General features: G+C 69.2%; 19 protein-coding genes. 8 read left to right on the forward strand and 11 right to left on the reverse strand.

Annotated features, from left to right (window positions below):
• Positions 1–2 precede the first annotated feature (2 nt).
• The 7 genes from rhaI to AC1DN2_RS13110 form a co-directional block, all read right to left on the reverse strand.
• Positions 3–1,181 (reverse strand): L-rhamnose isomerase, encoded by a 1,179-nt coding sequence (gene rhaI, locus AC1DN2_RS13080; RefSeq protein WP_476850644.1) that lies wholly within the window; start codon positions 1,179–1,181, stop codon positions 3–5.
• Positions 1,178–1,561, reverse strand: a complete 384-nt coding sequence (locus AC1DN2_RS13085) for an L-rhamnose mutarotase (protein WP_476850645.1) — start codon at positions 1,559–1,561, stop codon at positions 1,178–1,180. The genes rhaI and AC1DN2_RS13085 overlap by 4 nt, the downstream gene beginning before the upstream one ends.
• Complete coding sequence (locus AC1DN2_RS13090) at positions 1,558–3,006, reverse strand: arabinose isomerase (RefSeq protein ID WP_476850646.1); 1,449 nt, start codon at positions 3,004–3,006, stop codon at positions 1,558–1,560. Before AC1DN2_RS13090 ends, AC1DN2_RS13085 begins: the two co-directional genes overlap by 4 nt.
• Before the next feature lie 185 nt (positions 3,007–3,191).
• Positions 3,192–4,259: a rhamnose ABC transporter substrate-binding protein gene (rhaS, locus tag AC1DN2_RS13095; protein WP_084476154.1), complete on the reverse strand. Its 1,068-nt coding sequence runs from the start codon at positions 4,257–4,259 to the stop codon at positions 3,192–3,194.
• A 74-nt stretch (positions 4,260–4,333) separates the two neighbouring features.
• Entirely contained in the window at positions 4,334–5,416 is a 1,083-nt protein-coding gene (locus tag AC1DN2_RS13100; protein WP_476850647.1) for an ABC transporter permease, read from the reverse strand.
• Positions 5,409–6,455 (reverse strand): ABC transporter permease, encoded by a 1,047-nt coding sequence (locus tag AC1DN2_RS13105; RefSeq protein WP_243182157.1) that lies wholly within the window; start codon positions 6,453–6,455, stop codon positions 5,409–5,411. The genes AC1DN2_RS13100 and AC1DN2_RS13105 overlap by 8 nt, the downstream gene beginning before the upstream one ends.
• Positions 6,452–7,996 carry a sugar ABC transporter ATP-binding protein gene (locus AC1DN2_RS13110; protein ID WP_476850648.1) on the reverse strand — a complete coding sequence of 515 codons (1,545 nt, stop codon included), beginning with the start codon at positions 7,994–7,996 and terminating at the stop codon, positions 6,452–6,454. Before AC1DN2_RS13110 ends, AC1DN2_RS13105 begins: the two co-directional genes overlap by 4 nt.
• A 246-nt stretch (positions 7,997–8,242) precedes the next feature.
• Between AC1DN2_RS13110 and AC1DN2_RS13115 the strand changes: the two genes are divergently transcribed.
• The 7 genes from AC1DN2_RS13115 to AC1DN2_RS13145 all read left to right on the forward strand — a co-directional run bounded on the left by AC1DN2_RS13115 (position 8,243) and on the right by AC1DN2_RS13145 (position 17,315).
• Positions 8,243–9,253, forward strand: coding sequence for a LacI family DNA-binding transcriptional regulator (locus tag AC1DN2_RS13115; RefSeq protein WP_476850649.1), 1,011 nt, complete (start codon positions 8,243–8,245; stop codon positions 9,251–9,253).
• Between the two features lie 12 nt (positions 9,254–9,265).
• Positions 9,266–9,853 (forward strand): SRPBCC family protein, encoded by a 588-nt coding sequence (locus tag AC1DN2_RS13120; RefSeq protein WP_476850650.1) that lies wholly within the window; start codon positions 9,266–9,268, stop codon positions 9,851–9,853.
• Between the two features lie 171 nt (positions 9,854–10,024).
• Complete coding sequence (locus AC1DN2_RS13125) at positions 10,025–10,270, forward strand: hypothetical protein (RefSeq protein ID WP_028277167.1); 246 nt, start codon at positions 10,025–10,027, stop codon at positions 10,268–10,270.
• Positions 10,257–10,391 (forward strand): hypothetical protein, encoded by a 135-nt coding sequence (locus AC1DN2_RS13130; RefSeq protein ID WP_476850651.1) that lies wholly within the window; start codon positions 10,257–10,259, stop codon positions 10,389–10,391. The genes AC1DN2_RS13125 and AC1DN2_RS13130 overlap by 14 nt, the downstream gene beginning before the upstream one ends.
• Positions 10,392–10,548: 157 nt before the next feature.
• Entirely contained in the window at positions 10,549–11,166 is a 618-nt protein-coding gene (locus AC1DN2_RS13135) for a DUF4232 domain-containing protein (protein WP_476850652.1), read from the forward strand.
• 133 nt (positions 11,167–11,299) lie between these two features.
• Complete coding sequence (locus tag AC1DN2_RS13140) at positions 11,300–16,456, forward strand: Lhr family helicase (RefSeq protein WP_476850653.1); 5,157 nt, start codon at positions 11,300–11,302, stop codon at positions 16,454–16,456.
• Positions 16,449–17,315 carry a DNA-formamidopyrimidine glycosylase family protein gene (locus AC1DN2_RS13145; RefSeq protein WP_476850654.1) on the forward strand — a complete coding sequence of 289 codons (867 nt, stop codon included), beginning with the start codon at positions 16,449–16,451 and terminating at the stop codon, positions 17,313–17,315. Before AC1DN2_RS13140 ends, AC1DN2_RS13145 begins: the two co-directional genes overlap by 8 nt.
• A 29-nt stretch (positions 17,316–17,344) precedes the next feature.
• Here AC1DN2_RS13145 and yczE read toward each other — a convergent pair whose 3' ends face one another.
• Positions 17,345–18,043, reverse strand: coding sequence for a membrane protein YczE (gene yczE / locus AC1DN2_RS13150; protein ID WP_476850655.1), 699 nt, complete (start codon positions 18,041–18,043; stop codon positions 17,345–17,347).
• A gap of 61 nt (positions 18,044–18,104) precedes the next feature.
• Here yczE and yczR point away from each other — a divergent pair, with 61 nt between their 5' ends.
• Positions 18,105–19,685 (forward strand): MocR-like transcription factor YczR, encoded by a 1,581-nt coding sequence (gene yczR / locus AC1DN2_RS13155; protein ID WP_476850656.1) that lies wholly within the window; start codon positions 18,105–18,107, stop codon positions 19,683–19,685.
• A gap of 158 nt (positions 19,686–19,843) precedes the next feature.
• Here the strand turns inward: yczR and AC1DN2_RS13160 are convergent, their stop codons facing one another.
• The 3 genes from AC1DN2_RS13160 to AC1DN2_RS13170 form a co-directional block, all read right to left on the reverse strand.
• On the reverse strand, positions 19,844–20,536 hold the full coding sequence (locus tag AC1DN2_RS13160; protein ID WP_476850657.1) for an SRPBCC family protein: 693 nt from the start codon (positions 20,534–20,536) through the stop codon (positions 19,844–19,846).
• Entirely contained in the window at positions 20,529–21,233 is a 705-nt protein-coding gene (locus AC1DN2_RS13165) for a helix-turn-helix domain-containing protein (protein ID WP_476850658.1), read from the reverse strand. The genes AC1DN2_RS13160 and AC1DN2_RS13165 overlap by 8 nt, the downstream gene beginning before the upstream one ends.
• A gap of 662 nt (positions 21,234–21,895) precedes the next feature.
• A partial coding sequence (locus AC1DN2_RS13170) for an integrase core domain-containing protein (protein ID WP_476850663.1) occupies positions 21,896–22,032 on the reverse strand: 137 nt, incomplete at its 5' end.

The following is a 22,032-nucleotide window of genomic DNA, read 5'->3' on the forward strand; positions in this document are numbered from 1 at the left end:
TCTTAAGCGCCCCATCCGGCCTGGTGGCCGCCGACGCGGTCCTCGTTGATCTTCTTCTGGTAACCGCTGGCCTTGAAGGCGGCCATCGGGTCCGCGGGCAGGCCGCGGGATTCACGCCACTGCGCCAGCGCGGGGCGGACATCGGTGTAAAAGGCATCGTTGAAGATGCCGTTGGCGGCCAGGACGTCGCCGCTGCGCTGGGCCTCGGCCAGCGCATCGGTGTCGATCAGCAGGGCGCGGGCGGTCATTTCCTGGACATTGAGCACGGACCGGATCTGGCCAGGGATCTTTTCCTCCAGGTTGTGGCACTGGTCCAGCATGAGGGCGACGGCTGAGTTCTCTCCTGGGGACTTACCGAACCCGCCGCCGCGGATGACCTCGTGCATGATGCGGAAGAGCTGGAAGGGATCCGCCGCACCGACGATCAGGTCATCGTCAGCGTAGAAGCGGGAGTTGAAGTCGAAGGAGCCGAGCTTGCCCAGGCGCAGCAGCTGCATGACGATGAACTCGATGTTGGTGCCGGGGGCGTGGTGGCCGGTGTCGAGGCAGACAAAGGCTTTCTCGCCCAGGGCCAGGGTCTGGGCGTAGGAAGTACCCCAGTCCGGAACGTCGGTGTGGTAGAAAGCCGGCTCGAAGAACTTGTACTCCAGCACCAGGCGCTGCTCGTCGCCCAGGGCCGCGTAGATTTCCTGCAGCGACTCGGCCAGGCGGTCCTGCCGGCCGCGCATGTCGTCCTGGCCCGGGTAGTTGGTGCCGTCCGCGAGCCAGATCTTCAGATCCCGCGAGCCCGTGGCGTTCATGATCTCCAGGCACTCGAGGTGGTGGTCGATCGCGCGGCGGCGCACCGCAGGGTTCGAGGAGGTCAGGGAACCAAACTTGTACTCGTCGTCCTGGAAGGTGTTGGAGTTGATGGTGCCGAGTCCCACGCCGAGCTCCGCCGCGAACTCCTTCAGGGCCGCGTAATCATCCACCTTGTCCCAGGGGATGTGCAGCGCCACGGTGGGCGCGAGTCCGGTGAGTTCGTGGACCTTCGCGGCGTCGGCCAGCTTCTCGTGGACCGTGCGCGGGGTGCCGGGAGTGCCGAACACCTTGAAGCGGGTGCCGGAGTTGCCGTAGGCCCAGGACGGGACCTCGATGGCGAGTTCCCCGAGGCGGCCCAGGGCCGTTTCTGTGGTGTTCATGGTTGTTCCTTCTGCGGTTGGTGGTTGTCCCCGGCGGCGTTTGCTGCGGACAACTGGTCCTCGAGATTGAAGATTTCGGTGAGCTGGAGGAAGCCTTGGTCCGGCGCTCCGGCGAGGTCGTCGAAGAAGCCGGCCATGTCGGCCTGCCAGCGGGCGTTGACGTCAGTGGCTGCCATCCGGGCCTGGGCTTCGGTCAGGCTGTCCGTTTCGAAGTAGCCGATAAGTAGCCCGTCGGGCCGGAGGAAGAGTGAGTAGTTGTTCCAGCCCGAGGCCTTCAGGGCCCGGAGCATCTCCGGCCAGACGGCGGCGTGCCGGCGGGTGTATTCCCCGATCAGCGCGGGCTTGACCTGGAGCTGGAAGCAGACGCGTTGCGTGCTCATGAGAGCACCACGTGGCGGTGTTCGATGCCCAGCAGGGATGCGGCGGCCTTGATGTCGGCGGCGCGGTGGCCGACGCACAGGGCCCAGTGGTGGCCGATTCCGGTCTGGCTCCAGACGTCCACCCAGAGCCCGGGGTCCCCGCCGAAGTCCACCCGGGAGGTCGTGTTGCCGATCTGCAGGAGCGGGCCGGGAACCACCTCGCCCTCGGAGGTGACGAACACGTAGCTTCCGTCCGGGTCCTGGCCGAGGCCGAAGGTGGTGACGGGGCCGTGGCGAACATCGAATTCGACCGAGACGCCCCAGCCGCGTTTGCCGTGGTAGATGCCGAGTCCGCGCAGGAGCGGGTCCTGGGCGGACACGGCCAGGTGGGCCGGGCCGTCGTGTCCCATTTCGACCACGTTGTCGAGGAAGTTCAGGGCCTGGATCTCGGTAAATGATCCCCCGGCGCCGATCGCCTGGGCCGCCAGCATGGCGATGGAGGTCCGCAGCTCGAACTCGCCGGCCATCGGGATGCCCCGGGCCGTCAGGATGGAGGAGCCCAGGATCATCCCGGCGCCGAGCCGTTCATGCTGTTCGCCGGCCAGTCCGCGGTGATAGTAGGCCACGGAGTCCAGGTCAAAGTCCTCCACCAGGCGGTCCAGGCCGACGGACACCTTGGCGCCCCACGCGAAGTCGTCGTCGTTGACGGAGTCATCCACAACGAAAAGTTCGCGGGCGAGCCCGAGCCGTTCGGTCACCTCCGCCTCCGTGACGGCGTTGACCCGTTCGCGGAGGTCATCGAATTCCAGCACCTCCACGTGGGAGCCGAAGGTGGTGGACACGGTGGTGAGGTCGGTGGCGACATCCAGCATGCCCGGATAGAGGTGGCCCATGAGCCCGTGCCGGGCATTGCGGAGCCGGGCGCGGACGCCGGCGGCGTGGACCCACGCGGTGATCCGCTCCCAGGCGGACTCCTGCTTAAGGTGCCCCGAGACTGAGCGGAAGTCGATCCCGGCCCGGCGGAAGACGTTGGCGACCTCCGGCACCGGGCACTGGCCGCAGTAGGCCAGCCACTTGCCGGTGTCAAAGTTGGCGTGGTCCATCGCTTCGGTTGGCTGCAGGTCGATCACCAGGACGGGGGTCTTCGCGCGCTGGGCGATGGGCAGGACCATGGAGGATGTCAGGTACGTGGTGAGGAAGATGACGATGAGGTCGCAGTCGGCGACGCGGAGCTTTTCGCCGGCCGCGGCGGCCTCCTGCGCGTCGGAGATGAAGCCGGTGTCGACGACGTCGGCGTCGAGCTCCTGGAAGCGGCCGGTGACGTACCGGACGGACTCCCGCAGCTGCGGCAGCAGCTCCGGGAACTGGGGCCAGTAGGCGCCGAGACCGCCGGAGACCAGCCCGATGCGGGTGGGGCGGCGCCGGTGCGGTTGCAGCAGCCGGTCTGCCGGTTGTTTCTGGTTCATGTGGGGGCCTTCCGGCATGAAAAGGGGGATCTGGGGCTCCGGAACGTGGTTTCCGGGCACGGCTGTGGAGTTGACGCCGTGGGCCCGGTGCTGCGGCACCGGTGAAGTGGAACGGAGTGAAGTGGTGAGGTGCCGGGCGGGCTGTCGGCGGCCCGCCCGGCCGCTCGGGATGGGTCAGGAACGGATCAGAAGTTGTACTTGTCGATGTTCTCGGCGTTGAAGACCGTCGGCGGGCCGACGATCACCAGGCCGCCCTTTTCGACCTTGCGTTCGCCCAGTTCGCCGGCGGTGAAGGTATCCCCTTCGGCGCCGGTGATCTTGCCGTCCTTGAGGGCCTTGCCGGCGAACGCCGCCACGTAGCCGAGCTGTGCCGGATCCCAGAGGGCGAACTCCTTGACGGTGCCGTCCTTCACGAAGGGCCGCATTTCATTCGGCAGTCCGAGCCCGGTCAGGGCAACCTTGCCCTTGTAGGCGGACGTTGAGAGGTACCGGGCGGTGGCGGCGATGCCCACTGTTGTGGGCGAGATGATGCCCTTCAGGTTCGGGTGGGCCTGCATGAGGCCCTGGGCTTCCTGGAAGGACTTGGTGTCGTTGTCATCGCCGTAGACCTTGGCCACAAGCTTGATGTCCTTGTACGCGGGGTTGGAGGCGAGCTCCTCCTCCATGTACTTGATCCACTCGTTCTGGTTGGTGGCGTTGGCGGTGGCGGACAGGATGGCGATCTCGCCGCTGCCGCCGATCTGCTCGGAAATCAGCTTGGTCTGGATCAAGGCAACGTCCTTGGCGACGACCTGGCTGATGAAGATGTCGCGGCAGTCGGGATTGGTATCCGAGTCGAACGCGACGATCTTGGCGCCGGCGGAACGGGCTTCGCCGAGGGCGGTGCAGACGGCGTCGGGGTCATTGGCGGCAATCGCGATGACGTTCGTGCCGGCCTGAGTCTCGGCGTTGATGAACGAAACCTGGCTGGAGGCGGAGGCTTCCAGCGGTCCGACGACCTGCGAGGAGGCGAATCCTGCCTCAGTGGCGCCCTTCTTGCCGCCGCCCAGAACAACGTCCGTGTACGGGTTGTTCAGCTGCTTGGGGATGAAGGTGATCTTCTGGTCCCCGCCCCCTGCCGAGGGGCTGCTGGTGTCGGTCGAGGATGCAGAGCCGCTGTTGCAGGCTGTCAGCGCCAGTGCGGCCACGGCGGTGATGGCCACCATGCTTCCCAGTCGGCCGGTCCGGCCCTTGTTCTTGCGGTTCAACATCATTGTTCTTCCCTTTTCCTTCGTGCGGTCGGTACAGCCGGTCCCAGGCGGGCGCGGTTTGTTGTGGTGTGCAGATTTCAGGTGGCCTTGCGGGTGAAACTTCGGCGGACGCGGCGGGTGTGCCGCCATTGCCTGATGGCGGAGCCGATGCTCGGCGCCACCACTGAGAGGATCAGCAGCAGTCCGGTCACCGTGATGAGGACGACGTCGGACACCCGGGCCAGGCGGAGGGCGTAGTTGAGCGTGCCGATCAGCAGGACGCCGGCGATGACGCCGGGGATGGAGCCCTTGCCGCCGAAGATCGACACGCCGCCGAGCAGGACGGCGGCGATGACGGCCAGTTCCAGGCCGGAGGCGTTGTCGCTGCGGGCGCTTGTGTAGCGCAGCGTCCAGTAGATGCCGGCGAGAGCCGAAACGGCGCCGGACCCGACGTAGAGCCAGAACTTGCTGCGGGCGACGTTGATCCCGACGAAGCTGGCGGCTTCCTTGCTGTAGCCCATCGCATAGAGGCCGCGTCCGAACGGTGTGAAGTGCAGCAGCACGCCGAAGAAGACCATCACCACCACGACGCCGATCATCACCGTGGGGATGCCGGTACCGCCGATTTTGGAGGTGAAGAAGGCGGTCAGCGCCTTGGGGAAGTTGGCCACGGCGTTGTCGCCGATGATGACCAGGGCCAGGCCGCGGAACAACGCCAGGGTGCCGATGGTGACCGCCAGGGAGGGCAGTCCGAGGACCGCGATCAGGAAGCCGTTGAACATGCCGGCGGCAATTCCTGCCAGCAGGCTGATTGCCAGGGCCAGCCAGATGTCCGTCCCGCCGGCCCAGAGGACGCCCATCAGGGCGCTGTTCAGGCCGGCGGTGCTGGCCACGGACAGGTCGATTTCGCCCGTGATGATGATCAGCGTCATCGGCATGGCAATCAGCAGGACCGGGATCACGTCCAGGAGCAGGAAGCCGGTGGTGACCGGCGAGGCGAAGCGCGGGATGGCGATGGCGGCGTAGATCAGGAAAGCAATCAGGGCGTAGATGGTGACCGCGTCACGGCCCATCAGGATCCGCGCGGCCCCGGTCCGGCCCTTCGGTTCGCTGGCCAGCGGCTTGGTGTTGTCAGCCACGGGAGCCGGCGCCGTGCTGGTGGTGGACGTGGTTTCAGACATTGCGAGCCTCGCTAATCCGCAGTTTCTTGGCTGTGCGCAGGCTGGCCACGCGGTCGATGATGATGGCGGTGAGGATCAGCACGCCGACGATCGCCTGCTGCCAGAACTTGTCCACCCGCAGGGCGGTCAGGGAGCTGGTTATGGTGGTCAGGAGGACGGCGCCGAGCGCGGCCCCGGTCACCGATCCGCTGCCGCCGAAGATGGCCACACCACCGACGACGGCGGCCGCCACTACGGTCAGTTCCATCCCGGTGCCGGTGGTGGCGCCGACGGAGTTGAAGCGGCTGGCGTAAAGCACACCGGCCAGGCCGGCGAGCGCGCCGTTGGCCAGGAACGCGAGGAACACGCGCTTGGAGACCTTGATGCCGAAGGCGGTGGCCGCGTCCGGGTCCGAGCCGATGGCGTAAAGGTCACGGCCCGGGCGGGTGCCGGACATGTAGATGGCGACGGCGATTACGACGACGATGGCCAGCAGCGTGATGACGGGGAACCCCAGAAAGGTGTTCACCGAGAGGGCGCCAAACTCCTCCGGACGGTCGCCGGCGAAGTACTGCTTGCCGCCGGCCCAGGCGTTGTTCAGGCCGCGGTACACGTAGAGCGTCCCGAGGGTGATGACCAGGGCGGGTACTTTGGCGAGGGTGACCAGTGCGCCGTTGACGGCGCCCAGCAGCGCCCCGAAGGCCATGCCGATCACAAAGACTGCGATGATCGGCACGTCGGGCATGGCCGAGAAAAGGGAGCCGGTGCCGAAGGCGACCAGCCCCAGCATGGAGCCGACGGAAAGGTCGATGTTCCTGGTGATGATCAGCAGGGTTTGCCCCACCGCCAGAATCATGATGATCGTGGCGTTGAGCAGCAGGTCCTTCACGCCCTGCGCGGTGAGGAACAGCGGGTTGATCAGGTAGGTGACGAGTACCAGCAGTGCCAGCGCGATCAGCACGGGGAGTTCGCGCATCCGCAGCAGCGAGGCGACGGCGCCCCGGGCTCCGGCGTCGGGTGCCGGCGTCGTTGCGTTCTTGTGGTCCAGAGCTGAGCTCACAGGGTTCCTCCTGCGGAAGACGTGGCGGCGTGCATGACCGATTCGGGGTTCGCATCGGCACGGTCGAGTTCGGCGGTGATCCGGCCTTCGCGCATGACCAGGACGCGGTCCGCCATGCCGAGGACCTCGGGCAGTTCCGAGGAGATCATCAGGATCGCGATCCCGCGCCCGGCGAGGTCCGATATGAGCCGGTGGACCTCGCTCTTGGTGCCGACGTCGATGCCGCGGGTGGGTTCGTCGATGATCAGCAGCCGCGGGTCCGTGGCCAGCCACTTGGCGAGCACCACCTTTTGCTGGTTGCCGCCGGAGAGCGTGGAGACGGCGTACTCCTGCGAGCCGGTCTTGACCTGGAGCCGTTTGCTCCATTCCTGGGCCGCGCGCCGCTCCGCGCCCCCGTTGATCAGGCCCGCCGTCGTGTACTTGTTGCGCAGCGTGAGCGTGACGTTCCGGGCCACGGACAGGTCCATCACGAGGCCCTGCTTGCGGCGGTCCTCCGGCACGAAGCCCATGCCGGCGGTGATGGCCACCTGGGGATTCCTCGGCCTGAGCTTGCGTCCGTCGAAGGTGATATCGCCGGCGTCGTAGGGGTCGATGCCGAATACGGCACGGGCCACCTCGGTGCGGCCGGCGCCGACGAGGCCGGCCAAGGCAACGATTTCCCCGGCGCGGACCTCGAAGCTGATATCGCGGAACACCCCGGCGCGGCTGAGGCCGTCCACTTTCAGGACCACGTCGCCGATCTCGGCGGGGGTCTTGGGGAACAGGGCGCCAATGTCGCGGCCCACCATCTCGCGAACGACCTGCTCGACGGTGACGTCGGCCGTGCGGTGGGTGGAGATGTACCGGCCGTCCCGCATCACGGTGATGCGGTCGCACAGGTCAAAGACTTCGTCGAAACGGTGCGAAATGAAGAGGATGCCGGTCCCGCGGTCCCGGAGGCTCCGGGCCACGGCGAACAGCCGTTCCACCTCGACGCCGCTGAGGGCTGCCGTGGGCTCGTCCATCACCAGGACTTTGGCGTCCAGCGAAATGGCCTTGGCGATTTCAATGATCTGCTGGTCCGCGATGGACAGGCCTTCGGCGATGCGGGTCGGGTCGATCGGAACGCCGAGCCGCTCGAACAGCTTGCGCGCTTCCCTGACCATGGTCGCTTTGCTGATGAGCCCGAAGCGGCCCTTGGGCTGGCGGCCGATGAAAATGTTCTCCGCGACGCTCAGGTCGGGGAAGAGCGTGGGTTCCTGGTAGATGACCGAGATTCCGGCGTCCTTGCTCTCGGCAACATTGCGGAACTGGACGCTCTGGCCGGCCACCTGGAAGTCGCCGGAATCGGGGTGGTGCAGGCCAGCGAGGATTTTCACCAGCGTGGACTTGCCGGCGCCGTTCTCGCCGACGAGTGCGTGGATTTCGCCAGCCTCGATGTGGATGGTGCCGTCGGCCAGGGCGACCACCGGGCCGAAGGTCTTGGCTGCGTGGGAGAGCGAGAGGACCGGAACCTGCTCCCCCTCAGCGGGGCCGGACCGGGAACTGTGTGTCTGCTGCATAAAATTGACCGCACCTTTGGGGCTTAGTGAACACTGCAATGAATCGTTTCATAACGAGTTGTGATTTGAATCATAAGGTCTTCAAATCAACACGTCAACTGACGTCAGGCATTCGTGACGCTGCTTTTGATTCGTTTCAATGAATGGGTTCAAAGTGGACCCCGGACGGGTATCCTGAAGTGACTATTTTGCGTACGCGCCGCCTGGCCCCAGGGGCTGCGGCGTCCACCTTCAGGAGCACAGGAAATGGTTTCAGCGAGCGTCAAGGACGTCGCGGCACTGGCCGGCGTCTCGGTGGGGACGGTCTCCAATGTGCTGAACCGGCCGCAGAAGGTTTCCGCGGAAGTTACCCTGAGGGTCCAGTCCGCCATCGACAAGCTCGGCTTCGTCCGGAACGACGCCGCGCGCCAGTTGCGCGCGGGCATGAGCCACAGCATCGGCCTGGTGGTCCTGGACGCTGCCAACCCCTTCTTCTCGGATCTGGCCCGGGGCGCGGAGGACCGCGCCGCCGCGGAGAACTTCACCGTCCTCGTCGGCAACAGCAACGAGGACGAGGGCCGGGAATCCGCGTATCTGGACCTCTTTGAGCAGCAGCGCGTGCGGGGCGTGCTGCTGTCCCCGGTAGGAAATGTGATTCCCCGGCTGGAGCAGCTCCGGCGCCGGGGCATCCCTACAGTGCTCGTGGACCGGCAGACAGAGAACACGAGCTTCTCCTCCGTGGCCGTGGACGACCTGGCGGGCGGGGAGATGGCTGCGGCCCACCTGTTGTCGCTGGGCAGGCGGCGGATCGCGTTTATCGGCGGCCCGGCAAGCATCCGGCAGGTAGCGGACCGTTTGGCAGGGGCGCGGAAGGCCATCGACGCAGTTGCGGGCGCAACGCTGGAGGTCATCGCCACGGAATCCCTGACCGTGCTTTCGGGCAGGGCGGCCGGCGAGTCCATCCAGGCCCGGCCCGAAGCCGAACGCCCGGATGCGATCTTTGCAGCCAACGACCTGCTTGCCGTGGGTGCCCTGCAGGGCCTGATGCTCATGGGCGGCGTCAAGGTGCCGCAGGAGATAGCCCTGATCGGCTACGACGACATAGAGTTCGCCGCCGCCGCCGTCGTGCCGCTGTCCTCCATCCGGCAGCCCAGCGCCCTCATCGGCTCCACCGCACTGGAACTGCTGCTCCGGGAGGCGGCATCGGAGGACGGCTTCGCACCCACCCAGGTGGTCTTTCCGCCCGAATTGATAGTGAGGGCATCCACGCAGGGCTGAAAGGAGGCCCCGATGGGCAGCACAGATTATGAGTTCCGGACCGTCTGGCGGGTGGCGGGCACGCCGGAGGAGGTCGCGGCCGTCCTGGGCGACGCCACGGCCATGCCCCGCTGGTGGCCTTCCGTCTATCTCAGCGTCGAGCCCGTGGCCGGCGGCCCGGAGCCCGGGCCCGGAATGCACAGACCCGTACGCCTCTACACGAAGGGCTGGCTGCCCTATACGCTCCGCTGGACCCTCACGGTTACGGAGCCCGTCACGGCCCGCGGCTTCGCCCTCACCGCGGCAGGCGATCTGAACGGCACCGGCCGCTGGACCTTCGAGCCGGACGGGCCGGAAACGGTCATCACCTACGACTGGCGCGTCAGCGCCGCCAAGCCCCTGCTGCGGCGGCTGAGCTGGCTGCTGAAGCCGGCCTTCGCCGCCAACCACCGCTGGGCGATGGCCCGCGGCCAGGAGAGCCTCGCCCTGGAACTGCGCCGGCGCCGCGCGGCAGCGGGGGGCACCTCGGGGCGCACGGCGGCCGGGCCAGCGGCTGTCCCGCCGCCCCCTCCGCCCACCTTTGCCTGGCTGACCCGCCGCGCAGCGCGCACGGACACGTAGACGGCCGCCTACCGTCCGGAGTTCTGCCCGGGCTCTTGCCCTGAACTTCCGGCCCTGGACTTGTGCACAACAGTAAGTCAGTGTCTCATTCACTTGACCATTGAGGCGGGAGGCCATTCCACGGTTAGCTGGGTCACATCCTCGTTTCCCCGTGACCGTTCAGGACTCCTCATGACCTTGCAGAAAAACCGGCCTTCCGGCAGCGCCGCCCATTGGGACGATGTCGAGATCGGCGACGCCGTCCACCTCCACCGTGGCGGCCGCCTTGAGCACGCGGGCCTGGTCGATAACCGCACGCCCGACGGCGACGTCGTATGGGTGCTCTCCGACGGCGGGCACCGTCAGCTGTTCCACGTTGCCGACGGCTTTGAACTGAGCGTGGCAGACCCCGAAGGAGCCGGCCATGCTGGCAACTGACCGGCCAACGGCCCTGACACGGCAGCCGGAAATCCTGTCCGGGTCCGCGGCCGGGACGGACCCCTGGGCCGCTTCCTGCCCCGACGACTGCCACTACTGCTCGGGGCCCGAGACCGACTAGGGCAGCCGCTCGCCGGCTGCGGAAAAGAGCACGCGGCGCAGTTGACCTCGGCCGATGCCGGGAAATCACAATCCGGACATCAATCGGGCTCCGTCGCAGTGGCATCGTTGACTAAGGCAACGGCGGGGATAATGGTTGAGCCATGAGGTCTCAGCGAATGAAGCACGCACTGGTTGTGACAACGGCTGCCGCGGCGGCCCTCCTATTCAGCGGCTGCGGGGGCAGCTCGACGCAGGCCCAGTCGGCCACGTCCCCGCCCAGCCCGTCTGCCACGGAGACCAGCCAGCCGCCCGCGACGTCCGCCGCCGCGCCGGAATCCTCTGCGGCCGCCGCACCGTCCACCGCCAAGGGCGGCCCCCAGCTGTGCAAGGCCGCAAGCCTGACCGGCACCACCGACGCCACGGGCGGCGGCGCGGCCGGCAGCATCTACATGCAGCTGATCCTGACCAACTCCGGCACCGAACCGTGCCTGCTGAAGGGCTTCGCGGGCGTCTCCCTCACAGCAGGGGCCGACGGTGAGCCGATCGGCGCCGCCGCTACCCGCGACGACTCGGGCCCGGTCACCGACGTCACGCTTGCCCCGGGCAAGGCCGGCACAGCCACCCTGCGCTACACCCAGGCCGCCAACTACCCGGACTGCACCAAGACACCGGCGGCAGGATTCCGGGTCTACCCGCCCAACGACACCGCGTCGCTGTTCATTCCGCAGCAACTGGACGCCTGCACCAACACGGAGATCAACCTGCTGACCATCGGTGCCTTCCAGCCCAAGTAACACCCGTCCCCCGCGTCTCTGATCCAGCGCGTCTGCGCTCCCGCCCGTCCCGGGGCACCTGGCCCCCGCGGGACCCGCCGCCCCATGATGTGGCCCGGCCAATAGTGTCGGCGGGGTAGGGCATGATGGAGGAATGAAGGGGCAGGAGCTCGCCGGCGGCACACTCGCGGCCGACGCCATGGACCGGTTCAGCCGGCCGACCCGGGACTGGTTCCTGGGCGCTTTTTCCGCGCCCACACCGGCCCAGAACGGCGCATGGAATGCCATCTCCTCCGGTGCGCACGCCCTCGTCGTCGCACCCACCGGCTCCGGCAAGACGCTCGCCGCGTTCCTCTGGGCGCTGGACCGGTTGCTTGTCTCCGCGCCCGCAGAGCCCGAAGCCCTGCCCGGCCTGGACCCGGCGGTCAAGGGTGGGCGCCGGAAGCCTGCTCGAGGCAAGGCGCCCCAGCGCAAGACCCGCGTGCTGTACATATCCCCGCTCAAGGCTCTCGGCGTCGACGTCGAACGCAACCTCCGCGCGCCGCTGATCGGCATCACGCAGACCGCCAAACGCCTGGACCTGCCGGCCCCGCTCATTAGCGTGGGCGTCCGGTCCGGGGACACGACGGCGTCGGACCGCCGCTCGCTGCTCAGCCACCCGCCCGATATCCTCATCACCACCCCGGAATCGCTCTTCCTGATGCTGACGTCCAAGGCCCGCGAAACCCTCAGCGAAGTGGACACGATCATTGTCGACGAGGTCCACGCCGTCGCCGGCACCAAGCGCGGGGCGCATCTGGCAGTATCGCTGGAACGGCTGGACGCGCTGCTGCCCAAGCCCGCCCAGCGGATCGGGCTGTCGGCCACCGTGGAACCCAAGGAGCTGGTGGCGCAGTTCCTCGCCGGCTCGGCGCCGGTGGAAATTGTCGCCCCTCCGTCACGGAAGAACTGGGACCTGACTGTCTCCGTCCCGGTGGAGGACATGTCCGATCTCCAGGGCGCCGCCGGGGCCTTCGACTCCGGCCCGGCCTCCGGGCTGCAGCCCCAGGCCTCCATCTGGCCGCATGTGGAGGAAAAGATCGTGGACCTGGTGCTCGCCAACCAGTCCACCATCGTGTTTGCGAACTCCCGCCGCCTCGCCGAACGGCTGACCGCCCGGCTCAACGAGATCTACGCCGAACGCCAGCTCCTGGCAGCCGGCGGCGGCTGGACGGACTTTGGCGCCGGCGCCCCGGACTTCGAAGCCGGACCGAATGACGTGCCGAGTCCGGTGCCGTCCGGCGGCGTGGGCATGCCGTCCGGCGGCGCCGCCGCGCAGCCCACCTCCACCGCCACACCGGCCCACATGATGGCCCAGGCCGGGAGCACCGCCGGCGCCGATCCCGTGCTGGCCCGCGCCCACCACGGCTCCGTGTCCAAGGACCAGCGCGCCCTGATCGAAGATGACCTGAAATCCGGGCGGCTGCGCTGCGTCGTGGCCACGTCCTCACTCGAGCTCGGCATCGACATGGGTGCCGTGGACCTGGTGGTGCAGGTGGAGTCGCCGCCCTCCGTGGCCAGCGGCCTGCAGCGGGTGGGCCGCGCCGGCCACCAGGTCGGCGAAGTCTCCCAGGGCGTCCTGTTCCCGAAGCACCGGGCGGACCTGGTCCACACGGCCATCACCGTGGAGCGGATGCTCGCGGGCAAGATCGAGCGGCTGAGCGTACCGGCCAACCCGCTGGACATCCTGGCCCAGCAGACGGTCGCCGCCACGGCCCTCGGTGCCATCGACGTGGAGGACTGGTTCAACACGGTCCGACGGTCGGCGCCGTTCGCCTCGCTCCCCCGCTCCGCGTTCGAAGCCACCCTGGACCTTCTTGCCGGGCGCTACCCCTCGGACGAATTCGCCGAACTGCGCCCCCGGGTCATCTGGGACCGGAACGCCGGGACCATCGAGGGCAGGCCCGGCGCGCAGCGGCTCGCCGTCACTTCCGGCGGCACCATCCCGGACCGCGGGCTGTTCGGCGTCTACATCATTGGCACCGAAGTCGAGGGCACCGGCGGTAGCGGTTCCTCCGGCGGCGCCAGTGCGGACGGCAGGGCAGCCAGCCCGGCCGCCGCCGCGGCCAAGGGCGGGCGCCGGGTGGGCGAACTCGATGAGGAAATGGTCTATGAATCCCGGGTTGGCGACATCTTCGCGCTCGGCGCCACCAGCTGGAAGATCGAGGACATCACGCACGACCGTGTCCTGGTCTCGCCGGCGTTCGGCCAGCCCGGCAAGCTGCCCTTCTGGAAGGGCGACTCCCTGGGCCGGCCGGTGGACTTGGGCCGCGCCCTCGGCGCGTTTATGCGCGAACTGGCGGCGTCCGACGTCGGGCCGGCCACCGAGCGGTGCAAGGCCAGCGGACTGGACGATTACGCCGCGAACAACCTGATCCAGTACCTCGCCGAACAACGGCTCGCCACCGAGGTGGTCCCCAGCGACACGACCCTCGTGGTGGAACGCTTCCGCGACGAGCTCGGCGACTGGCGCGTGGTGCTGCACAGCCCCTTCGGCATGCCCGTGCACGCACCGTGGGCCCTGGCCGTGGGCCAGCGCCTGCAGCAGCGCTACGGGATGGACGGCTCGGCCATGGCCGCCGACGACGGCATCGTGCTGCGCGTGCCCATGATGGAGGATGAGCCGCCGGGCGCCGAGTTGTTCCTGTTCGACCCGGAGGAAATCGAGCAGATCGTGACGGCGGAGGTCGGCGGGAGCGCCCTGTTCGCCTCCCGGTTCCGCGAGTGCGCGGCACGCGCGCTGCTCCTGCCCCGGCAGAATCCCGGCAAGCGGCAACCCTTGTGGCAGCAGCGGCAGCGTTCGGCGCAGCTGCTGGATGTTGCCCGGAAGTACCCGACGTTCCCGATTGTCCTCGAGACGGTCCGCGAGTGCCTTCAGGATGTCTACGACCTTCCGGCGCTGAAGGACATCGCCGCGTCCGTCGAGCGCCGCGAGCTCAGGATCGTCCAGACCACCACCCAGCAGCCCTCACCATTCGCGAAGTCCTTGCTCTTTGGCTACGTGGCCCAGTTCCTCTACGAAGGCGACTCCCCGCTGGCGGAGCGCCGGGCCGCCGCCCTGGCCCTCGATTCCACCCTGCTCAACGAGCTCATGGGCCGCGTGGAGCTGCGCGAACTGCTGGATGCGAAGGTCATCGAGGCCACCGAACGCGAACTGCAGCGGCTGGCCCGCGACCGCCAGGTGCGCGGGCTGGAGGGCGTCGCGGACCTCCTGCGCCTCCTCGGTCCGCTCTCGCCGGACGAGGTCGCCGCCCGACTGGAGCCGGTGGCGGGCCCAGCCCAGGGAAGCGAGGCTGCCGGGACCGCCGGGACTGACCAGACCGGCCAGGGGGGCCTGCCTGTCGAAACCCCGGCAACCGAGGCCGACGCCGCCGCCCACCTCACCGCACTGCAGCGGGCCAACCGGGCGATCAAGGTCAACATCGGCGGCATCGAACGCTTCGCGGCCGTCGAGGATGCCGCCCGGCTCCGGGATGCCCTCGGCGTGCCGCTGCCCATGGGTGTGCCGCTGGCCTTCATCGAACCGGTCGCGGACCCCCTCGGCGACCTCGTCTCGCGCTACGCCCGCACGCACGGGCCCTTCACCGCCGCCGAGGCCGCGGCGCGGCTGGGACTGGGCGTCGCCGTCGTCGGCACGGCACTGAAGCGGCTGGCCGCGGACGGGCGCGTGGTGGAAGGAGAGTTCCGCCCGCACGCTGCGCCACCGGCGGGCACGTCAGCCAGCGCGGCAGCCGGCGGTGCAGAATCCGGGGTGGAGGGATCCGGCGAGGAGGCGTTCCAGCCCGCCGTTTTGCCCGCCGTTTTGCCTCCCCTTTTGCCTCTGGCCAGCGTGAGCGAATGGTGCGACGCCGAGGTCCTCCGCAGGCTGCGCCGCCGTTCCCTCGCCGCGCTCCGCGCCGAAGTCGAGCCGGTGGACGCCGCCGCCTACGGCCGATTCCTTCCCGCCTGGCAGAACGTGCGGACCCCGGGCGGCCGCGGGCAGTCCGCGCTCCGCGGCCTGGACGGCATTATCACGGCCATCGACCAGCTCTCCGGCGTGCCCATTCCGGCCTCGGCATGGGAGCCGCTTGTCCTGGCCAGCCGCGTCTCCAACTACCAGCCTGCCATGCTGGACGAGCTCATGGCCGCGGGCGAGGTCCTTTGGTCCGGTGCCGGCTCGCTGCCGGGCAACGACGGCTGGGTGAGCCTGCACCTCGCCGATTCGGCCGAACTGACGCTGAACCCGTCCATTGACTTCGAACCCGGCGACGCGCAGCGACGGCTCCTCGAGCACCTGCAGAACAACGGCGGCGGCTACTTCTTCCGGCAGCTGACCGAGGTTGCCGGCGGCATGGATTCGGTGCTCAGCGACCAGGACGTGGTGGCCGCACTCTGGGATCTCGCCTGGGCGGGCCGGATTACCGGCGACACGTTCGCTCCCGTCAGGGCCCTGATCGCCGGCGGCCACACCGCGCACCGGCAGGTGGGGCGCGCCCCGCGGGCCCGCGCGCCGCGGCTCAGCCGGCTCGGACGGGCGCACGGCACCGGCCTGCTCGGATCACCGGGACTCACCGGCGGCCGGTACGGATCCGTGACCGGCACCGCGCCCGCTCCCCCGCTCGCCGCGGGACGCTGGTCCGCGCTGCCCTCCCCGGAGCTCGATCCCACCATCCATGCCCGGGCCACCGCGGAGCTGCTGCTGGACCGCTATGGCGTAGTCACCCGCGGCTCGGTCATGGCAGAAAACATCCTCGGCGGCTTCGGCCTCATGTACAAGGTGCTGGCCCGGCTCGAGGAAGCCGGACGCTGCCGCCGCGGCTACTTCATCGAACACCTCGGTGCGGCGCAGTTCGCCGTCCCGGCCACGGTGGACCGGCTGCGGTCCTACGTCGAGGACGCCGAGTTGCACAAGGCCGAGCCGGTGGCCCTGGCCCTCGCCGCGACCGACCCCGCCAACCCGTACGGCGCCGCACTGCCGTGGCCTGCCCTCAACGTCGACGCCGGCACCGGCCACCGCCCGGGCCGGAAGGCCGGCGCCCTCGTGGTCCTGGTCGACGGCGCCCTGGCGCTTTATGTCGAGCGCGGCGGCAAGACCCTGCTCGCGTTCATCGACGACCCCGACGTCCTGGCCGCGGCCGGCACGGCCCTGGTGGGTGTGGTGACCCGCGGCGCGGTGGACAAGCTGATCATGGAAAAGGTCAACGGCCACGGCATCCTGGACACCCCGGTGGCGGCTGCCCTCGCCCAGGCCGGGGCCTATTCCACGCCCAAGGGACTGAGGATCCGTGCCTGAGGGCGATTCGGTCTTCCGCGCCGCCGCACAGCTGCACGCTGCCCTGGCCGGGAAGGAACTGGTCTCCTCCGACTTCCGGGTCCCGCGCTTCGCCACCCTGAAACTCGGCGGCTGGACCGTGGCCGAGGTGGTGCCCCGCGGCAAGCACCTGCTGATGCGCGTCCAGGGCCCGACGCCCAGAGACCGGCTCACCATCCATTCGCACCTGAAGATGGAGGGCAGCTGGCAGGTCTACCCGCCCGGGGGCCGCTGGCGGAAGCCCGGCTTCACGGCCCGCTGCGTGCTGCGGACCGCCACGGCCGACGCCGTCGGGTTCTCCCTAGGCATCCTTGAGGTGGTCCGGACCGATCAGGAGGACACCATCGTGGGGCACCTCGGCCCGGACCTGCTGGGCCCGGACTGGGACGCGGCCGAGGCCGAACACCGGCTGCTCGCGGCTCCGGACGTTCCTATCGGCGTCGCCCTGCTGGACCAGAGCAAGCTGGCGGGGATCGGAAACATCTACCGGTGCGAGGCCTGCTTCCTCGCGGGCGTCCATCCGGCGTCGCCCGTCTCGGCAGTGCCGGATCTGGCCGCCATCATTACCGACGCCCAGGTCCTGCTCTCCGCCAACCTCGGGCCGGGCCGGCGGACCACCGTGCTGAACGCGCGGGGCGTGCCGGTGGGCCGCACCGCCGGGCGTCCCGGTTACTGGGTTTACCGGCGCGAGCACCAGCCGTGCCTCAAATGCGGCACTCCGATCCGCCGCGGCGTCCTGGGCAAGGAGAACGGCGCCGGCACTTTGACCGAGGAACGGGACATCTACTACTGCCCCACCTGCCAGCCCCTGCCGGGCCCCGGGACAGAAGGCGCCGGCTGACGGCGCCCGCGGGAATTAACCCGCGGAAATCAATCGGCCGGCCCGCTGCCCGCCGCCACAGGGACTGCCGCCACTGGAACTGCCGTCCCGGCAGCGGCGGCTTCCGTTTCAGTTCCGGACGCTTCAGTTCCTGCCGCAGGGACCGGAGGCGCTTCCGGAACGGTGAACCGCGGCAGCAGCAACTGCACCAGGGGGCCAATGGCCAGCGCGTACAGCACCGTGCCCACACCGACCGAGCCGCCCAGCAGCCAGCCCGCGCCAAGGACCACCACTTCAATGCCGGTGCGGCACACCCGGACCGGCCAGCCCGTCCGCCGGGCGAGGCCCGTCATGAGCCCGTCCCGTGCGCCCGGGCCCAGGCGGGCGCCGATGTAGCAGGCGGAGGCGACGCCGTTGAGCAGCACGGCCCCGACGAGCAGGCAGATCTGGCCGCCCAGATGCGAAAACTGTGGAATCAGGGCCAGCCCGATGTCCGCGAAGACCCCCACCAGCACCGCGTTGCACAAGGTTCCGACGCCGGGCCATTGCCGGAGCGGGATCCACAGCAGCAGCACCAGGAAGCTGACAACAACCACCACCGTGCCGAGGCTGAGCCCGGTCCTGGCCGCCAGCCCCTGGTGGAGCACGTCCCACGGCGCCGTGCCGAGGCTGGCGCGGATGACCATGGCGAGGGAAATGCCGTAAAGAGCGAGGCCGATCAGGAGCTGGAGGAGTCTGCGGGTCAACATGGTCTCCATCCTCCACGAAAACTGGCCTTGCAATCCATAGCCAGTTTGAAATACTGGCCCTATGTCCGTCTCTTTGACTCCGGGGTCGCTGGCCCGCCTGCTGGGCGAGTGGAACGTGGGTGCCGCCCCCGCTTACCGCGAGCTGGCCGACGTCGTCCGCCTGCTCATCCTCGACGGCCGCGTCGCCCTGGACGTCGCCCTGCCGAGCGAGCGCTCGCTGGCAGCGGCCCTTGGCATCAGCCGCACCACGGTGACGGCGGCCTACGCCCTGCTGCGAGAGCAGGGTTTCCTCAGCAGCGGCCAGGGCAGTCGGAGCCGGAGCTGCATCCCAAGCCAGGGGCCCTTGCATGCCGGCGGCCACGACGGAGCCCTGCGGCTAAGTGGCGCGCCCGGCCTGGCGGTGCCGGACGGGATCCTGGACCTGGCTTACGCCTCCCTGCCCGCGAGCGGCGAAGTGGTGCACCGGGCGTTTGCCGCGGCCCTGACCGAATTGCCGGCCCTGTTGCCCGGCTTCGGCTACGACGCCCTGGGCGTGGGCCCGCTCCGGGAAGCCATTGCGGCCCGGTATACCGCCGCCGGGGTCCCGACAACGGCCGCGCAGGTCCTGGTCACCTCCGGCGCCCAGCACGCGCTGAACATTGTGCTCCGCACATTGGCCGGGCGGTCCGGGACCAAGGTGCTGGTGGAGCATCCGAGCTACCCGAACGCCCTCGACGCGATCCGGGCTGCGGGCTGCCGACCGGTCCCGGTGGCCATGCCTGCCGCAGCCCCCGGCGGCACAGGCCATAACGGCGCAGTCCACGGCGGCCGCGTCCACAGCGCAGGCGGTAACGGCCTTGCCCACAACGGCCTTGCCCCGAACGTCGCAGTCGGCTGGGACCTCGAGGCCATGGAAACGGCGCTGCTCCAGCAGCGGCCCGCGATGGCGTATGTGGTGCCGGACTTCCACAACCCCACCGGCCGGCTGATGCCCGATTCCCAGCGGCGCCGGCTCGTGAAGGCGGCCGCGGCGTCGGGCACTGTGCTGGTGGTGGACGAGACGCTGCGGGAGTTGAACCTCGACGGCGCCGCCTCGACCCCCATGGCCGCTTTCAGCCCGGCGGTGGTCTCCCTCGGTTCCCTCAGCAAGTCGCACTGGGCAGGGCTGCGCACCGGCTGGATCCGCGCCAGCGAGCCCCTCATCCAGCGTTTCGCCGCTGCCCGCACCACCTTGGACCTGGGCGGGCCGGTGGTGGAGCAGCTCGCCGGGGCGCATCTGGTCAATGCCATGACGGAGCCGCTCCCCGACAGGCTGGCCGCGCTGCGCGAGAACCGGCACAAACTGGTGGAACTGATTCGGGAGCACCTGCCCGACTGGGAGCCCGAATGGCCCGTCGGCGGCCTGTCCGTCTGGTGCCGACTCCCGGCGCCGATCAGCACGGCACTGGCGGTGCTGGCCCCCGACGTCGGGATCCGGCTCGCCGCCGGACCCCGGTTCGGCGTCGGCGGCGCGTTTGAGCAGTACTTGCGGTTGCCGTTCACCCTGCCACCCGAGCAGCTGGAGACGGCCGTGCTGGCATTGCGTTCGGCGCAGGACCGGCTGGAGGCCTCCCCGCAGCTGCGGCGCAACCTGTCGTCCCCGCCGGCCGCGGCCATCGCCTGAGACCGGGCGCCCTCGGGCCCGCCCTGCGGCGCCCTTTCTTTCCCGCGTCTCGAGGTCGCCGGAAACGTCCGAAGTCGCCGGTCGATTCCGGCGACTTCGGCCCGTTCCGGCGATCTCGAACGTTCAGGGCATCGCCAGGCAGGATGCGCGTCGCGGGATCAGGCGTAGACCTTCGCCAGGAACCCGGTCCAGGCTTGGGCCGTCGCCCCGGCGTCCCCGCTGCCGCTGAAGTCGTGCACGGTCATGCCCACCGGCGCGCCGAAGGCGTTGCGCCCGAAGAAGCGGTACATCGCGTCCGAGGTCCGCAGGCCGAGGAAGTTCTCGTTAGCGAAGTCCACTTCGCCGGCCAGCGGCCCGACGCCGTCGAGCTCCAGTTCCACCGTCTCCCCCGGAGCGGCAGTGTCGACGCCCAGGGCCCGCTTGAGCCGGTCGAAGCCGTCCGGGGTCTGCGAAGCCGCGGGTGCCTGGATGTCCGCGAAGACCACGGGCTTGCCGTCGAAGTACTTCAGGTACTGGCCCAGGGTGTGCAGATAGAACGCCGTGTGCTTGCTGGCGCCGTCGTACTGCTCATCCCAGTTGTCCGCAAAGATGCCGCTGTGCACATAGTGCAGCCGTGCCAGGCCACCGTCGAGCGCTTCCAGGACGTGCTCCAGCTGGTTGAACCAGCCATCCGGACCGTCCATCCGGGACACCAGACGGGTGGGGTATTCGTCCACGGTCCGGACCGCCGGCCATTGGTCCGTGGGGAACATCCAGGCCGGGGTGTCCTTGGTGACGGCCTCCCACACCCGTTCCGGGGTACCGGACAGTTCGGTGTCGTAGACGATTTCGAATTTCCGTTGGTCAGTCATTGTCCTGCTCCTTGGCTTGTGGGGTTGCTGTTTGTGGGTCTGGGTGCGCTGCCTTCGGCTGCGGCGCCTTGAGCGCCGGGTGCAGCGCGACGACCAGCCGGTGCTTGCGTCCCTCCGGCCGGCGACCTGCCTGGGACCCTGCCTGCGGATCTGCCGGGGAACCTGAGGGGAGGTCACCGCCGTCGTGGTATTTGTCCACGAGCCTGGTCACGGCGACGCCGAGCTCCTCGGCGAAGGCCGCCCGGTCCGCCGCCGAACGGAAGGTAATCTCGCCGTCGATGGCAAAGGTGGCGAGTTTCTGCCGGGCCGCGGACGCCCCGGCGATCAGCTGCCCCATCTCCTGGACCATGCGGGCAGCGAGTGCCAGCAGCCAGAAGGCGGAAAAGCGGTCCGAGAACCGGTGCGGGTCCGGCGCCACCGAGGCCAGCGCCGCCGGCGAAATCAGGTACGACGCCGCCGTCGCCCGCAGGATGCGTTCGGTCACGTTGCCGCGCCGTCGCTCCTCGACGAGCTCGACGAGCCCATGCCGCTCAAGCGCTTTGAGGTGGTAGTTCACCTTCTGCCGCGGCAGGCCCACCCTCGCGGCGAGCTGCGTCGCAGATCCGGGCTCGGCCAGTTCGCGCAGGATCCGCGTCCGGATCGGGTCCAGCGAGGCCTCGGCCGCGGCCGGATCCTCAATCACTCCGATGTCCAACATGCTTCCAGTCTGCCCGCCGACAATTTTAATTGTCAAGAACTTTTTTCTCGTCGGCGCTCGTGTGCGGGCGGCGACGCATGGCGAGGTCGCCGGAAGCCTACGAGGTCGCCGGATGTTTCCGGCGACCTGACACGGGTCCGGCGAACTCGAGCAAGGGCCCGCGGCGGGAGAGGACGGCGGGCGGTGACTGCGGGAAGGCGAGGGACCCGGACGGCGGGGGTGTGACGGGCGCAGGGCGGGGATGGCATCGCGAATTCGCCGGAAGCGTCCGAGGTCGCCGTATGTTTCCGGCGACCTGGCACGGGTCCGGCGAACTCGCGCACGGGCCCGCGGCGGGAGAGGACGGCGGGCGGTGACAGCGCCTAGGCGAGGGACCCGGACGGCGGGGGTGTGACGGGCGCAGGGCGGGGATGGCATCGCGAATTCGCCGGAAGCGTCCGAGGTCGCCGTATGTTTCCGGCGACCTGGCACGGGTCCGGCGAACTGGAGCTCGGGCCCGCGGCGGGAGAGGACGGCGGGCGGGAGGGGACGGCGGGTAGGCGAGGGAGGCGGGCGGCGGCAGCGCGCGGGGCGTGACGGGCAAAGGTCGGCGGCGCATGGCGAGTTCGCCGGAAGCGTCCCAGGTCGCCGTACGTTTCCGGCGACCTAGCTGTACTGGGCCATCAGGTTGGTGACACCCGGGTAATGGGTGTGGTTCCGATGCCGGTGTGGATGCGTTCAGTGTTGTAGTGCTGGAGCCAGGGCGCAAGTGCGGCTTGGCGGTGGTTGCTGCTGGTGAAGATCTGCCGGTAGGCCCATT

It is taken from the genome of Arthrobacter sp. 01L42 (genome assembly GCF_056400005.1).

What these genes read in the sequence shown, in the direction of transcription:
- AC1DN2_RS13110 (WP_476850648.1), bottom strand. Translation starts at nt 7,996, where the DNA reads ATGCAGCAGACACACAGTTCCCGGTCCGGCCCCGCTGAGGGGGAGCAG.
- AC1DN2_RS13125 (WP_028277167.1), top strand. Translation starts at nt 10,025, where the DNA reads ATGACCTTGCAGAAAAACCGGCCTTCCGGCAGCGCCGCCCATTGGGAC.
- yczR (WP_476850656.1), top strand. Translation starts at nt 18,105, where the DNA reads ATGTCCGTCTCTTTGACTCCGGGGTCGCTGGCCCGCCTGCTGGGCGAG.
- rhaI (WP_476850644.1), bottom strand. Translation starts at nt 1,181, where the DNA reads ATGAACACCACAGAAACGGCCCTGGGCCGCCTCGGGGAACTCGCCATC.
- AC1DN2_RS13115 (WP_476850649.1), top strand. Translation starts at nt 8,243, where the DNA reads ATGGTTTCAGCGAGCGTCAAGGACGTCGCGGCACTGGCCGGCGTCTCG.
- AC1DN2_RS13135 (WP_476850652.1), top strand. Translation starts at nt 10,549, where the DNA reads ATGAAGCACGCACTGGTTGTGACAACGGCTGCCGCGGCGGCCCTCCTA.
- AC1DN2_RS13090 (WP_476850646.1), bottom strand. Translation starts at nt 3,006, where the DNA reads ATGAACCAGAAACAACCGGCAGACCGGCTGCTGCAACCGCACCGGCGC.
- AC1DN2_RS13100 (WP_476850647.1), bottom strand. Translation starts at nt 5,416, where the DNA reads ATGTCTGAAACCACGTCCACCACCAGCACGGCGCCGGCTCCCGTGGCT.
- AC1DN2_RS13085 (WP_476850645.1), bottom strand. Translation starts at nt 1,561, where the DNA reads ATGAGCACGCAACGCGTCTGCTTCCAGCTCCAGGTCAAGCCCGCGCTG.
- yczE (WP_476850655.1), bottom strand. Translation starts at nt 18,043, where the DNA reads ATGTTGACCCGCAGACTCCTCCAGCTCCTGATCGGCCTCGCTCTTTAC.
- rhaS (WP_084476154.1), bottom strand. Translation starts at nt 4,259, where the DNA reads ATGATGTTGAACCGCAAGAACAAGGGCCGGACCGGCCGACTGGGAAGC.
- AC1DN2_RS13130 (WP_476850651.1), top strand. Translation starts at nt 10,257, where the DNA reads ATGCTGGCAACTGACCGGCCAACGGCCCTGACACGGCAGCCGGAAATC.
- AC1DN2_RS13120 (WP_476850650.1), top strand. Translation starts at nt 9,266, where the DNA reads ATGGGCAGCACAGATTATGAGTTCCGGACCGTCTGGCGGGTGGCGGGC.
- AC1DN2_RS13140 (WP_476850653.1), top strand. Translation starts at nt 11,300, where the DNA reads ATGAAGGGGCAGGAGCTCGCCGGCGGCACACTCGCGGCCGACGCCATG.
- AC1DN2_RS13165 (WP_476850658.1), bottom strand. Translation starts at nt 21,233, where the DNA reads ATGTTGGACATCGGAGTGATTGAGGATCCGGCCGCGGCCGAGGCCTCG.
- AC1DN2_RS13160 (WP_476850657.1), bottom strand. Translation starts at nt 20,536, where the DNA reads ATGACTGACCAACGGAAATTCGAAATCGTCTACGACACCGAACTGTCC.